This is a genomic window from Candidatus Zixiibacteriota bacterium, assembly GCA_040756055.1.
GTDB lineage: Bacteria > Zixibacteria > MSB-5A5 > GN15 > FEB-12.
Window position 1 is genome coordinate 18,070 of record JBFLZR010000001.1, and the last position, 15,812, is coordinate 33,881.

Below are 15,812 nucleotides of genomic sequence, written 5' to 3' on the forward strand. Positions count from 1 at the left end.
TGTCGATTACGGACCGCTGGAGGTGGCATCGTCGGAAATATCCTGACGACCTGACAGCAGAACCGCCCGCTCAGACTCGATTCGATAGAGCGGCATTTCGGTATTTTCTCTGTGCTCGCCGAATGAGACCCGGCCGGAAGCGCCTTCATACTCGCTGACCGCGGCGAGGCGGTTTAGAATCTCGTCACGACCGGTGGCGCCTGCGCCGGCAGCCATTGTCACCAGCGTGACGGCATCGTAACCGAGCGCCGACAATCTTGACGGGCGACTACCATAACGGCTGTCATATGCGACCGCCAGTTTGAGGTACTGGTCGGACTGACGTCCTTCGAGGAAAGGAGAACTGAACACAGCCCCCTTGGTGATATTATCGCCCAGCTTGTAAACGGCGTCATCACCCCAACCATCCGACCCGAGATACTGACCATTGAGGTTATAGAAATTTATCTGCGGCAAAAGTTGTCTCAACTGTCTTGAGTCGCCGGGCAAAAACAGACAGTCCACAGTGGCGGGAATAATATCCAGGTCCAGCGTGTCACCGTTGGCATTGATGTAATATGTCGAGTCATCATGTTGCCCGATGAGGATCGACTTGATATCCCTTATATAGGCGCCAAAGTCCGTATCACGCGACCGGTAATACTCTGTCGCTACCACCGTACCGCCCATCTTGCGAAAATGCTCCGCAAACGCCCGCGTCATCCGCAAGTGGTCATCTGCCGTCGATGATATGATCGCCACCGAATCGGCGCCAAGGTTACGCATGGCAAAGGTAGCCAGCGTGACGCCCTGGAGATCGATGTTGGGGGCCAGTTGAAACGATACCGACGAGAGCTTCGTAAGTCCGGCCTCGGTTGCGGCCGGGGCTATCAGCGGCAAAGACGAACAATTCAGCACCGCCGAGGCGACCATTGACTCGTCACTGGTGAGCGGACCTATGACCACATCGGTCGTTGTCGCACGCGACAGTTCTCCCACTATACGGGCAGCTTCTACCGGGTCTCCTTTGGTATCGTAAGGTGTCAGTTTCAGACGGCGTCCCGTCTCCTCGCGATAAAGCTCGGCCGCTATGACAGCGCCGTTGTAAATCTCCTGCCCGAAATTCTGCAATTCGCCGGACATCGGCAGCACCAGCGCTATCTCAAGTCGCTTATCGGGCAATTGAGCCGCACCGGGCTGCTGTGTAACATCGAGCTGCTCGCCGCAGATCGACATCAACTCCCCGGCTCGCCCCAGCTCGCCGCGCTGAACGTGTATGTCGGCAAGCGGTTTGATGAGAGCGCAGGCTCTGTCCTTTGGCAGATCCTCAAAGTCGGCCTCACTCAAATTGACGGAGTTCGCGCTGCGAAACGCCCCCGTAAGTGAAGCCAGCAAGAGATCATCGAGCTCTTTGGAGCGCGACATTTCATATGCCGTCAGATAGGACCGAATCGAACGGTTTACATCGCCGCCGAGATAAAGGGCGTCTCCGAGGAAATAATAGGCATACGGTAAAAAAGATGAATTGGTAAATCTCGTTACAAAGTGATTGAATCCGGCCGCGGCCTCGCTGTACTCGCCCAGATAAAGCCGGGCCTTCGCCCGATTGAATACGAACAGGTCCAGGTTGGGAGAGCCGGGGAAGCGTGTTTCAAGCTCACCGAAGACATTGGCGGCATCGAACCAGTTATTCTCCCGAAGCAGTCGCTTGCCTTTGGCATAAAGCGACACCGCCTCCGGAGAATCTTCGATATCCTCCGCGGCGACACTGAGCGTCAGGACAAGAGCGAGAATTAGCGATACGGCAAACCTGTAATAGCCTGTGGACATCCTAAAGTGAATACTTCCCAAAATCTTCCGGGTTAATTCTTCTGAGCCTCTCCCTCAACGATTCCGGATCGGTCGGCATCGAAGGCTTTTCAGCGGATTCGTCTTCGTTGATGCTGAAAAGCTCCTCGTTGACGTAGATCTGCGCTTTCACTTTAAGGGCCAGTGCGATAGAATCCGAGGGCCGGGCATCGATTTCAAGGTTCTCTCCATTCACCGAAAGATGGATCCGGGCGTAAAACGTCTGCTCCTTGAGCTCGGTTATTTCCACTCGTTCCACCCTGGCATGGAGGGTACCGATAACTTCCTTAAGCAAATCGTAGGTGAGGGGTCGCTTGGATTTCACCCCCGATAGTTCCATAGCAATGCCCCACGCCTCGGCGTGACCGATCCAGATCGGCAGCACCTTGTTGAGACCGTCGGGAGCCAGGATAACAACCGGGGAATTGGTGGTCATATCCAGAGCAAGACCTTCTACTTTCGCTTCAAGCATCTTCATCGTTACGACTTCTTAACAACCCAGAGCTTAAGATTAGCGGCAATATCCTTGTCTATTTTGACAGGCACGGTGTACACGCCGAGAACCTTGATCGGCGCCTCGAGCAAAATAGCCCTCTTATCTACGAGAACATTTTGCTTTTCGAGCAGTTCCGCGATATCCGACGATGTCACTGAACCGAACAACTTTTCGTCTTCGCCCACGAGTACCTCGGTCGACAGTTCCAGTTTTTCAATGCGGTCTTTGATGACCTCGGCTTCGCGACGGCGTTTGCGATCGGCCAATTCTTTCTGCTTATTTATTTCACCAACAGCCTTCAAGTTGGCTCTGGTGGCCGGGATTGCCAGATTGCGCGGAATCAGATAGTTGCGGCCGAATCCGGCCTTGACTTCAATTGTCTGTCCGGCGCGACCCAGATCCGGCACATCCTCGCGTAGAATCACTTTCATAACAATTCCTTTCAATCGACTTTATAAAATACGTTATTTCTCTTCCAAACTCAACTGCTGAACTTTTCTCCAATCGAGAAAGCTGTCAATAAATCCCAGCAAGGCAATAATCAGCAGCATGATAGCGGAAAACAGCAGCCCGATAAACTGGGATATAAAAAACGAAATATAGAACATAACCCGCAGAAAATTGGGAAGATACCTCCGCAGGTAATACTCCATCAGAGCCAGGCCCGTGATGACATAGTAAAATGCCAGGCACGCCAGAATGTTGTCGGCCACCAGAGCGATGGTACCGGAGCTCAACAGCCTCAGCAACACGGCAACAATGACCACCGGCATCACCGCAAACGGCATCTTCCAGCGCTCAAAGACGGTCAGCTTTTCGGCAGCGCCACCTTTTCGACCCTCGCGATAAGCGAATACAAGGTAGCCGATGGAATAAGGAAGTACCGCGCTTAGAATCAGCATCGCCGGTATGACGCGCACCACCGCTTTCAACATCTCTTTCGTGCTTTGCATATTCTGCCGAACCGCGTCGGCTCCGTACCCGAGGTTGATAAGCCCCCGGGTAATCTCTTCGACGAACGTTTCGGTCCATTCGGAAACAGCCGTCATCATCGGTCTGAACTGGGGAGCATAATGAACCACAGCGAACAGTACCGCTACGGCGAGGCCGGTCAGGTAGACCCGAAAGGGCCTGCTTCCGGCGGCTGTCATCCGTCCGGCAATCACACCGGCAAACAGAATCAGACTGAAAGCCGTTATGAGCGGCCAGAGTGCGCCGACGCCGGTAATGAGATACCCGGCTATGAGCGCCACTGCAGCCACGCCCCAGAGCAGGTAATTACGCCCCGCGGAGGCGAATCGAGCAATGCCATATACCGTGTAAATGGAAAGCATATACGCAAAAGTACTGGCTGCCATCGCCACAGCGCCTGGTGAACTCAGGGCCAACCCCGCCAGAACCGGGTAAAAAACGATAGAAGCCGCCATCAAATATGCCTCTCGCCCCAAATCCGGCGACGAGGCGGTCAGCCCGGTACTGTTGTCTAAAGTTTCGTTATCTGTATGATTCACTCTCAAAGGCCACGATTGCGAGAATCCGACCACGCTTGATGGCCGTAGTCACTTTCCTCTGGTGCATGGCACAGTTTCCCGAGATACGTCGGGGAATGATTTTACCCCGCTCATTGGTAAAACGCTTAAGGATTCTTTCATCCTTATAGTTTACGTAGTTGATCTTGTTCTCGCAAAAGCGACAGATCTTTTTGCCTCTTACTACCGGCATATTGTAAATCCTCAATTGTTAGTTTACATCACCATAACTACCGGGTACAACCACTGGGGCCATCCCCGGAGTCGAAACACCTTACAGCTCCTTCTCATCCTGCTGCTGGGGTTCGTCGCTTAAGCCCGCCGCGTCAGACTGCGCTTCCTGTTCGTCCTTAGAAGACGATTCCGCGACTTGTCGCTGAGTTTCCGGTCTGGAAGACTTCTGCTCACCGGAGGACTCGGTCCGCCCTTCGGAACCGGAGGCGTCATAATCCATGCGCTGCAAGAGCTTCTCAAGGTCTCCTTCGAACCGAACAGTGAGATACCGGATATAAGATTCGTTGAGTTTGAAATGCCGGTCCAGTTTCCGCATCAGCGAGGTCGGCGCGTCGAAAATGAAGCTGGCGTAATAGCCCTGATTCAAGCCCTGAATTTCATATGCGAGACGACGCGTCCCCATGTGATCTTCGAACTTGATCGCGCCACCGTTGGTGGTGATAAGGTCAGCGACTGAACGGACATGACGGTCGATCGTCGCGTCGTCAGTCTGCGGGTTGATGATAAAAGTTGTCTCGTAAAGGTTCATTCAATATCCTCCCTACGGACGTTGGTTAGAGGTTAAACGGCCCAGCCGGGGATATCGGTTCCGGCTAAGCAGGGTTTTGGTTATATTGTGACATCGCCTCGTCAAGCCCGTGCTTGATAGCCACCAGCACTGCCTCTGACGCGGTGATGATCATGTTTTCGACAATCTCAATTTCGCTCTTCTCGAAATCTCCTAAAACAAATTCGACCTGGTCGGCATGCTCCGGCAACGGACCTATTCCGAGCCGAAGACGAGGAAAGTCCTCCGTCTGCAACTCTTCAATGATCGATGCCAGGCCGTTGTGCCCGCCATCGGTCCCCGATGAACGCAGCCTGATTTTTCCCAGCGGCAGGTTGATATCGTCAACGACAACCAGCATCTGAGCGGGACCAAGGTCATTCTCTTGTAAAAGAGCGCTTGCGGCCAGGCCGGAACGATTCATATACGTTTTCGGCATAGCCAGAATAATTTTAGCCGATCCTACTTTCTTTTCGAACCAGCGAAACTCGCAGGCTTCACGGCCACAGCTGTGAACATCGGACCCAATCAGCCGCTCAACTACCCGGAATCCAAGATTGTGGCGACTGTTTCTGTAACGTTCGCCGATGTTCCCTAACCCAAGTACAAGTGACAACATTAGTTGTAGCCGTTCATCCGGCAGGCGAATATTATAATGAATGCCTGATATAAGTCAAGCACTATTATGGCCCGACCGTGAGAGACAAGTCTATACAAATCAAGCTCTTAAGCTTCTCACTCCCGCCGATCTACTCATTTCCGGCCGTTTCCGGGCTTACCCAGTGTAAAACGGTAGCCAACGCCGCGGACGGTTTCGATATATTTCGGGTCTCCCGGATCGTCTTCAAACACCTTGCGCAGCTTCAATATGAAGTTGTCTATGGTTCTGTTGGTTGGATAGATATGATATCCCCAGACAGCGTCAAGAAGCTGATCACGACTGACGACCTCGTTTGTCCGCTCCACGAGGTATTTCATCACCATGCATTCCTTCCGGGTGAGGTCGTACGAACCCGATGGGCCTTTCGCTTCGTAGATCTTGAAATCAATACTGCGCCCATCGAATTCGAAACGATCCGGAGCCGATTCGCCCGATGCCAGCCAGGCCTGGCGACGGAATATGCCCTGGATTCTCGCCATAAGTTCACCGACATCGAAGGGCTTGGTGATGTAGTCATCACCACCGGCCAACAGCCCTTCGACTTTCTGTTCGGTTTGGTCCCGCGCCGTGATAAACAGGATGGGAACCGTCGAACCCGAGTCTCGGATATTCTTGCAGATTGTCAGCCCGTCCATGCCCGGAAGCATTATATCCAGCAGAACAAGGTCGTAATTTCCTCGTTGAAATTCATCGAGGGCCTGACGACCGTGTTCAATGTGAACGACTTCATAGCCATCGGCTTCGAGATTCATCAGAAGACCATCGGCCAGATTGGGGTCATCCTCAACGAGCAGTATTCTTTTCATCGGATGTCTCCACTTTCAATTCTATATCGAACCTCGCGCCGCTGCCGGGTCCCTCCGAATGAACCGCAATTCGGCCACCATGAGCCACGACAATCTCGCGACAGAGATACAAACCCAGCCCGCTGCCGGGCACACTGTGATTTATGTCTGCTTCCGCGCGAAAGAACCGTTCAAACACGCGGGCGGCATCCTTTCGGGAAAGACCGACACCGTTATCTGAGATCTGAAGGCACGCTTTGCCGTCGTTTCGCTTCAGGCTGACATCGACCTCAATGGAGTCTTTGTCGTTGTATTTGACGGAGTTCTCCATTACGGCATCTATGGCGCGCTTGAGCGCCGACCGATCGCCATAAACCATGACCCTCTCATCGAAACTTCCCCTGCGGACAGTCACCGCCGTCTCCGACGGGTACTTGCTCAGAGTGGCAATACATTCATCGACCAGTTTACTGAAATTGAATATTTCTCTGCTGAGATGAAAGCCGCTCCGCTCGAAACGTCCCGCTTCCAGCACATTTTCCACGAGCTTCTCCAGCCGATTGGCATCCATCTTCAAACGCGGAACTATCGAGGCTTTCTTATCCTGTGGAATCTTCGTCGATTCGAGACTGTCGAGATATATCTTCATCGACGCCAGCGGGGTCTTGAGCTCGTGCGTCACAGCCATGAGGAAATTCTGTTGCTGGTACTTCAGTTCATCGGCTCTAACCAGAGCACGGTAGATCAGCCAGGCGCCGAAACCGACCAGGACCAGCATAAACAAGCCTTCCAGACCTACCATGATCTGGCGGCCGATTTCCTGCTCGTGGATATGGTCGACAAACTCCTGCGTGGCTCCCAGTTCAATCGCCATCTGGACCTTTTCATCCACCAGCCGCGCCATGAAGACTATCCACCAGACCGCCAGCGCCACGAGTGTAACAGTCATGGCAATGAACAGTACCAGCGCCCTTTTGGGGGTTATTTCAAATCTTAACATGCTGCAACTATGCTCCCGGTTGTCGTAATTTATACAATTTCGCCCTGCCGTCCAACCTATTTCGGAGCGCGGGAAAAACGGCTAATTGCGGCGGACATGTGCACGATTGAGCGCACCTGTGTCTGTCAGTACGGACGCCGATTAAGGAAATATTGCGGCTAAACCAGCCGCAGGGTACGACATCCATACGAAGAGACTGAACCCGCCCAATCACGTCCTTTGAAGAGATGGCGATTTTTGTTGCGGCTATTTGATACCGAGCATGAGCAGCAACTGCGGGCAATTGCGCATCAGCTCCTTGCGCACCTTGCTGCGGGCGCGATGCAGATACCACCGCACAGTAGCCTCGGGCATGTTCATGATGTTGGCCACATCGTCAATCTTGCACCCCTCGACATCACGCAGGATGAACGCGGAGCGCTGCTTGTCGTTAAGCGACTTCGTGGCCTCGGAGATGTAACCGCTTATCTGCTGCCGGCGGAAATGGAACTCCGGATCCGCGTTAATGTTCTCGATAGATTCCCGGAAATTCTCGAGAGGCTCATGACGGTGACGCCTGTGCTTGCGAATGTAATCGATAGCCGCATTCACCGTTATCCGGTACAACCAGGTGTAAAATTTCTTGCTCTCATCGTACCGCCAGATGTTGTTCGACATCTTGACAAAAACGATCTGAGCTATATCCGCCGCCTCGTCGTAATCGTTAACCATCTTGTAGGCGAGCGCGGCAACCTGGCTGCGATAACGGTTGACCAGTTCCGTAAAGGCGAGCTTGTTGCCTTTCTTGATTTCGGCAACGAGCCTCTTTACATCCTGTTCATCGTCATCATTGTTGGGTAGGACCGTGGATTTAATTTTGGTGTTGTGTTTTTTCACTTTCCCAACCTGAGCTTTGTTACTTTGAAAACAGAGCACCGAGCACATGTGTTCCGATTTCTTTTCACGTTTGAGTTGATTATCAAGTTGCACTGCGATAATCGACTCCGCAAGTCTTTTTTGTCCGCTTTTTGCTTAAATTTTGTTTAGGGAGTTGTTCCGTTCTGAGCGTATTTTCGGACATTGCGCAAATCGTTTGTTTGGCAATAAGATAGGTCGGGGGCCGGCCATCAGCGGGAAATCTTCGTATTGAAAAACAAAAAGGCCGCCGGAAACCGGCGGCCTTTATTATAAATCTTATGCTTCAGTTATCGATTCATGTCATTTAGTATGAACTGACTGGGGGCGAAAAATTTACCGTTACGAATGACCTCATAATGAAGGTGCGGACCGGTCGAATAACCCGTCGAACCCATCAAAGCGATCACATCCCCTCTTTTCACCTTCTGACCTTGCTTGACCTTAAATTGCGACAGATGTCCGTATCGGGTCTTGAAACCGTATCCGTGGTCTATGACAACGTATTTACCCATCATGTTGTCGGTGCTGATTGATTTGACTACACCATCGGCAGTGGCGATAATCGGCGTACCGGTTCTGCTGGCAATGTCAATACCCCGGTGCATCTGCTTGTAACCGGTGAACGGGTCAAACTTCATCCCGAAACCACGCGAAACCCATCCCTTGGTCGGCCAAATCGAGGGGGTATGATCCAGACGGTCCTTGATATTGGTAAGGGCGTCTTGAACTTCTCCGTATTTCTCCAATTCGTATCGAGACAGACGAAGCAGGCGATCGACCTCAAGTTCGGTAGACATCGCATCCTTTTCCAAATCAGATACTTCCTGGAGCTGCGCCGCCGCCGGACCACCGATACCAAGTTGTCTTTCTTCGAGGTCAATTTCGGGCAAGTCAAAGATGGAGCGGATTTTGATTTCCTTTTGGACCAGCTCACTATATCGGTCGCTCACCTCGGCCAGGTTCCATCTCAACTGCTCATATTTCTCCTGAAGACGGGTGTTTTCGGTGCGGAGCCGCTCGAGTTCAGACTGGTCAACCTTAGTGGAGAAAAAATGAGCCGAAAGGAAAAAGGTGGCGATAAGCAAAATGATAACGCCGAGGGCCCCAAAATAAATGAGAGCCACCGGGATACTGAGCTGTTTTAGAATTCCCATTGAATTGGGAATTAACATCAATGTTAATTTCTTCCTAAGCACTCTTATACTCTTCCAAAATACTTAAAAACGTAAGAAAATTGGAGACGAACAGGCGTCCTGCCCCAAATCTCAACTAGCTCGGGCAGAAGTTATGACTGATGGTGAAGACTGTCAAGCTTTAATTACCAGCCTATTTTATCAGTACGTATTCTTTCTTCAGGACCTTGTTGACTATGCGAGCCAGTTTTTCCGATTCGAGACTCTGAAGGCTGTAAAGGTGCCAGTAGGTCTTTTTGGGCCTGCTCGGTCTGATCAACTCCTGTTTCTTTTCAATGTCCGCCACTTTGGGTTCCTCCGCGTGCTGACTGTCACCCGAAGGAGCCATGGACTATTCACCATATTAATATCGGGCGGCAGCCGTACAAAATTTAGGCTAGTTTCATGTCCAATGACTCTGCAGATTATGTGCCGACAGCCATTACCGACAATAACGGCAGCAAAATATTCTAAGTTATTGTACAGCAATATCATAATATTGAGGAAAAACGGGCCATTCAGGAACGGTTTAGCTGACAGAGCAATCATTGTGTCGATTGTGTCCTATAGTCAGTCAGGTAAAGACCACACCGGCAGATATTCTCAGCGAATACGGTCATGATTGTAACGTTGAGCAAATCTTGAGCAGTAAAGTGTTTGACTGAACCAAAATCAGGGCCTAGATTCGGAAAAACTACATTGTACAAAAGGTGATTCGATATGACAGATCTGAAAAACAAAATCGTACTCGTCACCGGAGCCTCGTCGGGCATAGGCCAAGCGTGCGCCCGGCGCTTCGCGGCCAAAGGCGCGAGGGTTATCCTGGCGGCGAGGAGAAAAGAAAAACTGAACGCTCTCATTGCTGAACTCGAAACGGATTGTCAGATTCTACCACTTGATATCCGCGATCGCGAGGCGGTCGAGCGTGCCATCGCCGGACTTTCGCCGCAATGGAAAGATATCGACATCCTCGTTAACAACGCCGGCCTGAGCCGCGGACTGGATAAGTTTCACGAAGCGAAACTGCAAGACTGGGAAGAAATGATCGATACCAACATCAAGGGACTTCTATACATAAGCCGGGCAATAATCCCTCATATGATTGCCAGGGGGAGCGGCCATATTATCAATATTGGCTCCATTGCCGGACACGAGGTTTACCCGCGCGGCAACGTGTATTGCGCCACCAAACACGCCGTTGACGCTCTAACGAAGGGCATGCGACTGGATCTGGTGGACACGCCGGTCAAAGTATCGACGGTCGATCCGGGCCTGGTGCAGACGGAGTTCTCCGAAGTGCGGTTCCGCGGTGATAAAGAGCGCGCCGCCTCGGTTTACAAAGGATTCAAACCTCTTACGGGAGATGATGTTGCCGACGCCGTAGTCTGGATTGCCAGTCGGCCCGATCATGTTCAGGTGGCCGAGATAATCATATTTCCCAAAGCGCAAGCTTCGGCAATGATTACCCACAAGTCCGAATAGCAAACGCCCGCTTGAGAAGAAATTGAGTCGGTTAAACAAAAAGTCAGGTCAAAACGGCCTGACTTTTTTACATCTATCCCGGCGGGACATTCATCGGCAGTCTAATTTCACGCCATGAAATCGCGCGGCGCCTGACGGTCATAAGTGGAGCGATAATAGTCATTTCGATAACCTTCCACCGGCCGCAATTGATCCAGCCACACGGCTCGATCATCGCGATAACACACCACCAGGCGTTGCTCATCGACCACATGCTTGGCCCGATGATATTTCAAATAGATGTGGTGGTAGTCAACTCCCGCCACCTCTATCTTGCCCGATTCATGCGACATGCCGTATTTCAGTCTTTTTGCCAGACCCGAGCACTTCCTTTTCGCCTGCTCGATCTTCCGGTAGGCTTCGACGATCGGTATCGCGTACGGTTCATTTCCCCGGGTAGGTCGGCATTGAAAAACATAGTACTGGGGCACACCGATATAAGACAACTCGTTCCACAACTCAGCCATCGTATCGGCATCGTCCGATATTCCCCTGATTATGGGATTTTGGTTGACACAAATCACGCCGGCCCGCAAGAGCCGATCGATTGCCTCACGCGCTTCTTCGGTAAGCTCGCGCGGATGGTCAAAATGGCACATCATGTAGATTCGGCGATCCCGCAACGAATATCTGCGGAACACCTCCATAAGGTGATCGTCGTCAAGAAATCTGAACGGATTGAAAGCTGTCATTTTCGACCCGAGGCGGATAATGCGCACATGCTCGATATGCCGCAAACTCGCCAGTATCTTCTCGATACGATGAGTCGGAAGAATCATCGGGTCGCCGCCGGTCAAAAGTACGTTATTGACCTCCGGATGATGTCTGATATAATCGATGCCGGCCTCAATATCATAGGTTGCTTCATCGTTATCGTTCATAAACAGACGCTTACGAAAACAATACCGGCAGTACGACGCGCACACCTCATTGACCAGCAGTAGTACCGTCGAGGCATACTTGTGCTGAACCCCCTTACGAACCGTAACAGCTTTTTCTTTCGACGCATCCAGCTCCCCCCACGCTTTTAACTCGTGAAGATGCGGAATTATCAGCCGTCGGATAGGGTCATAAGGGTCGTTCCAATCAATCAAATTCAGGTAATACTCACTCGCCCTGAAAGGATACCGACCGGTTACTTCCTTTAAAGCGGCCTTTTCCTCGTCCGAAAGGTGGGGAAGCTTTTCAATGCCGAGTACGAGCCTGGGCCGTCTCTTTCGGCCGGACAGGCTTAACTGTTGTCTGGTTTCCATAACCCGCCTCCTTGCTCCTGAACAGGACTCACCGTAGAGGCAAATACCAGATTTAGAGAGCTAAAACTCGCAGTTGTGTTGAGGTTGCTTAGCGGATATAACCAAAGGCCATGCAGGCAGAATCCAAAAACGATCTTGAGGAGCTATAACAGCTTTACAGCTTCGTCCGCAACCTCTCTCCATTCAAAATACGAAAATAAAACGCCTCTGGCAAGGCATCAACCGTCAAAAAAGGCATGAAAACACCCATTCGGCACCACCTCCGCAAGTTAACCAGCTTTATTACAATTACTTAGCCTGTCTGGCGCACATCGGGCCGGGAACTATTTTGATGACACCTCAAAGCCGGATTTTCCAACCATTTCCCGGTTTTCGTGCTAAAACTCAGCCGGCCCCGGAAATGCCCGTGTCAGCTCCTGCGGATGAGTGACTGACTGAAGATGAGCGTCATTGCGAATAAAATACCGAATTGTACCAAAATATACTTGACAATACCATTGCGCGAGCCCTTATTCCCACAATATTATTTACTAAGGAACATGAAAATGGAATACAAAGAAGGTTTGATCAAGACCACTGAGTTTTTCACTACTTCTGAACTGGCCGAAAAGCTAAAAATGAATGTCCAGGTTATTACCCGGAAGGTGCAATCCGGCGAGATCGAGGCATACAAAATCGGCAAAGACTGGCGTATACCCGAAGTTTCGGTTCACGGTTGGCTCGAAAAGCACTCCAATCAAAACGGCCATACCAAGCGCGACAAGGTTGTCTCCAATTTCGTTAAGGACGAGCATATCGACACTCTGCCGGCGCAGCGGAGCAAGCGCAAATACCTATTGGAGTACATTCTGGCCCAGTTTGAACCAAACCGGGTCTATACTGAAGACGAGGTCAACCGCATAATCGGCCGCTACCACAGCGACTACTGCACCGTCCGGCGGGAGTTCATCTGTGAGAAGATGATGGACCGGGTAGAAGGCAAATACCGTCGCCGAACCGAGTACCGTCTTTCCGACTGATTTTTTGAAAACATACCGTCGACGAAGAGAAATAAATAAGGCTCCTCGCCCGCCAGAGCGAATGAGGAGCCTTTGCTTTTAGACAGAATTCAGCCAGTCATCAGTAATCGTCCGGGGTGAGCCCGGTGGGATGGGTAATCCCCAGCAATCGCTGAACCCAGGGATCTTCCAGATTTCGTTTGTACGTGGCAAATTCCTGCACCACCGTCCGAATATCCTGCGTTCTACCCTGCTGCAGCAAAACAGTGACAAGTTTACGGAAACCAAACGGATTGTTGGGGAAAAGCTCGAAAGCGTGGTACAACAGACGGATGCCTTCTTCGATCATCGCCTGATCGCCCGTCCGACGGCCGATCTCCGCTTTCGTTAACCCCAGATCCTGCATGTAGAACACGTTCTCCCGATTGCTTTCGAAAAACGCGGTGAGAGTATCGTGAAGTTCGGTAAGCAAGGACATGACTTGTGCCGTATCTCCCTGCCTTTCCAAAACTTCTATTCGAAGAACATACATCTGCCAGTATTCCGGATACACGGTGTTTATCTTCTGTGCAAGCTGCATGGCTGAATCCACCATGTTTTGACGAGCCATTTCATTGAACACCTGTGATGCGGCCATTCCCAGACCCATGAAAACGCCGGTGGCGTTTTCATCGCGATAGACAACCGAGTTTTCAAACCCATCATAATTGTAGTGATTCATAAACAGGTTCCAGGAAGATGGTATATCTACCCTCGAAGAATCCGGCTGACGATCCAAACGCATCAAGATACCGTCAATCGTCACTCTCTCACGGAGTTTCAAGTCCGAATCCCACGGCGTGGAGCTGAAGTAGATCGGCCTCTGCCACTTGTTTTCCAGAACGATTTCGTCGACCATCATATCCTGCACCCGAATGACCCGGCCCTGCAGCGGATACGGATTGAGAACCGTCCTTATCCCCCGGGGTCGATCCACGAACGACTCACGGGGTCGGTGCACCTCTATTCCGGGACGGATCTCCTCCGGATACCACAGAATCTGCTCGTCGGTCAACGATATAGGTACACCGTAGCGGTTTTTCATCTGCTCGACATACCAGTCCGTGTTCAACAGCGACAGATTAACGACCGTAACATCTTTTCGATAATCGTAAACCTCCTGAATGGCCCAAAGCGGAAAAGTGTCGTTGTCACCGGCCGTGAACAAAATCGCGTTGGGAGCACAGGTGTCGAGCATATTCGCCGCGTAGTTGTAGGGAATATTGTTTTTCGAACGGTCATTTATGCGGTAACTGTGCGCCAGTGATACCGCCGGCAACAAAACCAGAGCTGAAGAAGCGATTGTCACCAACCGTTGGCGCTTCGAGTTTTCCCCGCCTACAGCCTCCCGCAGGTACTGCATCACCGAAGCCACACCCATTCCCATAGCTATGCCGAAAAAGACAAATGCCGGCGTGAAGAAGTAGTCACGGTTACGCACCTCCAGATAGGCATCCCGGGTCTGGTAATCATACTGGGTGCCGTCAGCGAAATTCATATACAAGATCAAGCCCACCGAACATATCAAAAAGAGCGTGAGATAAGGCAGCCCTATCTCCAGACGTTTTTTGATGGCAGTGTATACCCCCATCAGACCAAGGCCGAAAAACGGCAGGATAAAGCGCCATCCGCCCGATGAATACTGCTCTTCGAAATACGACCAGAAACCCATGTGAGGATGCCGGCCGAACTGATTCTCCCACGTTCCCCGGCGTTTGAACATCCGTTCAAACATCGACATCTGACCATACTGCTTGCGGTCCAGAAAGCTTACAAAAGTGTGCCAGTCGCGTGACGGGTTGTTTTCATCGATGCGCGGGTTAAGTGAAGACCGGATAGGTACCATCAAGTGAATCGATATCCCGATAAAAGCGATTATCACCAGCGTGAGACCGGTCTTCCAATGCAAATTCCACTTCCGCTGCTTCGAGATAAGCCCGAGAATAACCAGAACAGCCAGCGCTATCGGGGTAATTACGAGGTAGTCGGAGAATGCCACCATTATCGAACTGGCCGAGGCTACGGCAACAAGAATGGCCCAGTTGATTTTCTTGTACAGCATCACCACCAGAGCTATGCCCAAAACAGCTGTAAAGACAAAGAACATGGTTGAGCCGCGACTGGTATCGGCGAAAGCATTGGCCAGAAGGAATATCAAAGCCAGCTCTACGATTATGAACAGACATACCAAAAGCCAGTCCCGTTTGGTGGCCTCCTTCTTGAGCACGAAAAATATGGCGCAAATGGGCACAACGAGAAAAACAGTCATGTGAATCCCGACTCCCAGCAATGCCAGATAGAAAGCCAGTATCATTGTCCGGGTGCCCGATGGCGTCCCGCGTCTTTCAAAATATCTCACCGTCAGCCACACGATGGCCACCGAAAGAGCCAGCGCCAGGCCGTAAACCTCGGCCTCTACAGCGTTGGCCCAGTTGGTCTGAGAAAAGGCCACAAACAGACCGCCGGCTATACCCCCGATATAGGCAATCAGCCGGTTAAGCGGATTATCGCGGTCCTCTTTTTTGAAGAAAAACCGAACCAGCTTCACCGTCAGAAGGTAGCTGAACATGGCTGTGACGGCTGAAGAAAGGACCGATATGTAGTTGACCCGGTAGGAGATATCTTCGACAAAGGGAATGATCGAAAATATGCGCCCAATCAAGATAAACAGCGGAAAGCCGGGAGGATGGGGAATGCCCAGAATATACGAGCAGGCAATAAACTCCCCGCAATCCCAGAAGGAAAATGACCGTTGGACCGTCAGGGCATAAACAACAAAGGCAATCAGAAAGACCACTCCCGCCAAAATGGCGTTGGTCTTATCAAAGGTCTCTTTATGATTGTGATTCATAT

General features: G+C 51.3%; 16 protein-coding genes. 2 read left to right on the forward strand and 14 right to left on the reverse strand.

Translation table 11 applies throughout. The features are described 5' to 3' along the window. Positions 1–6: 6 nt before the first annotated feature. The 12 genes from AB1483_00120 to AB1483_00175 form a co-directional block, all read right to left on the reverse strand. Complete coding sequence (locus tag AB1483_00120; GenBank protein ID MEW6410856.1) at positions 7–1,809, reverse strand: penicillin-binding protein activator; 1,803 nt, start codon at positions 1,807–1,809, stop codon at positions 7–9. A gap of 1 nt (position 1,810) precedes the next feature. Next, the gene (locus AB1483_00125) at positions 1,811–2,305 is read right to left on the reverse strand and encodes a bifunctional nuclease family protein (protein ID MEW6410857.1); all 495 of its coding nucleotides are present in this window, start codon (positions 2,303–2,305) and stop codon (positions 1,811–1,813) included. Positions 2,306–2,307: 2 nt separating this feature from the next. Then, the gene (gene rplI, locus AB1483_00130; protein MEW6410858.1) at positions 2,308–2,754 is read right to left on the reverse strand and encodes a 50S ribosomal protein L9; all 447 of its coding nucleotides are present in this window, start codon (positions 2,752–2,754) and stop codon (positions 2,308–2,310) included. 33 nt (positions 2,755–2,787) lie between these two features. Further along, positions 2,788–3,750: a DUF2232 domain-containing protein gene (locus AB1483_00135; GenBank protein ID MEW6410859.1), complete on the reverse strand. Its 963-nt coding sequence runs from the start codon at positions 3,748–3,750 to the stop codon at positions 2,788–2,790. A 67-nt stretch (positions 3,751–3,817) separates the two neighbouring features. Beyond that, complete coding sequence (gene rpsR / locus AB1483_00140) at positions 3,818–4,045, reverse strand: 30S ribosomal protein S18 (GenBank protein MEW6410860.1); 228 nt, start codon at positions 4,043–4,045, stop codon at positions 3,818–3,820. 81 nt (positions 4,046–4,126) lie between these two features. Further along, positions 4,127–4,615 carry a 30S ribosomal protein S6 gene (gene rpsF / locus AB1483_00145; GenBank protein MEW6410861.1) on the reverse strand — a complete coding sequence of 163 codons (489 nt, stop codon included), beginning with the start codon at positions 4,613–4,615 and terminating at the stop codon, positions 4,127–4,129. Between the two features lie 64 nt (positions 4,616–4,679). Then, positions 4,680–5,252: an aminoacyl-tRNA hydrolase gene (pth, locus tag AB1483_00150; GenBank protein ID MEW6410862.1), complete on the reverse strand. Its 573-nt coding sequence runs from the start codon at positions 5,250–5,252 to the stop codon at positions 4,680–4,682. 134 nt (positions 5,253–5,386) lie between these two features. Beyond that, a complete protein-coding gene (locus tag AB1483_00155; protein ID MEW6410863.1) occupies positions 5,387–6,100 on the reverse strand; it encodes a response regulator transcription factor in 714 nt (237 codons plus the stop codon). After that, positions 6,078–7,079, reverse strand: a complete 1,002-nt coding sequence (locus tag AB1483_00160) for a HAMP domain-containing sensor histidine kinase (protein ID MEW6410864.1) — start codon at positions 7,077–7,079, stop codon at positions 6,078–6,080. The genes AB1483_00155 and AB1483_00160 overlap by 23 nt, the downstream gene beginning before the upstream one ends. Before the next feature lie 246 nt (positions 7,080–7,325). Continuing rightward, positions 7,326–7,955: an RNA polymerase sigma factor gene (locus AB1483_00165; GenBank protein ID MEW6410865.1), complete on the reverse strand. Its 630-nt coding sequence runs from the start codon at positions 7,953–7,955 to the stop codon at positions 7,326–7,328. Positions 7,956–8,263: 308 nt separating this feature from the next. Beyond that, entirely contained in the window at positions 8,264–9,148 is an 885-nt protein-coding gene (locus AB1483_00170; GenBank protein ID MEW6410866.1) for a peptidoglycan DD-metalloendopeptidase family protein, read from the reverse strand. A 154-nt stretch (positions 9,149–9,302) separates the two neighbouring features. Further along, complete coding sequence (locus tag AB1483_00175) at positions 9,303–9,497, reverse strand: hypothetical protein (protein MEW6410867.1); 195 nt, start codon at positions 9,495–9,497, stop codon at positions 9,303–9,305. A 371-nt stretch (positions 9,498–9,868) separates the two neighbouring features. On the opposite strand from AB1483_00175, the gene AB1483_00180 reads away from it, so the two are divergent. After that, complete coding sequence (locus AB1483_00180) at positions 9,869–10,630, forward strand: SDR family oxidoreductase (protein ID MEW6410868.1); 762 nt, start codon at positions 9,869–9,871, stop codon at positions 10,628–10,630. Between the two features lie 107 nt (positions 10,631–10,737). Here the strand turns inward: AB1483_00180 and AB1483_00185 are convergent, their stop codons facing one another. After that, entirely contained in the window at positions 10,738–11,922 is a 1,185-nt protein-coding gene (locus AB1483_00185; GenBank protein ID MEW6410869.1) for a KamA family radical SAM protein, read from the reverse strand. Positions 11,923–12,467: 545 nt separating this feature from the next. Here AB1483_00185 and AB1483_00190 point away from each other — a divergent pair. Further along, positions 12,468–12,941 (forward strand): DUF2087 domain-containing protein, encoded by a 474-nt coding sequence (locus tag AB1483_00190; protein MEW6410870.1) that lies wholly within the window; start codon positions 12,468–12,470, stop codon positions 12,939–12,941. A gap of 100 nt (positions 12,942–13,041) precedes the next feature. On the opposite strand, the gene AB1483_00195 is transcribed toward AB1483_00190, so the two are convergent. Then, on the reverse strand, positions 13,042–15,810 hold the full coding sequence (locus AB1483_00195) for a DUF2723 domain-containing protein (protein MEW6410871.1): 2,769 nt from the start codon (positions 15,808–15,810) through the stop codon (positions 13,042–13,044). Between the last annotated feature and the right edge of the window lie 2 nt (positions 15,811–15,812).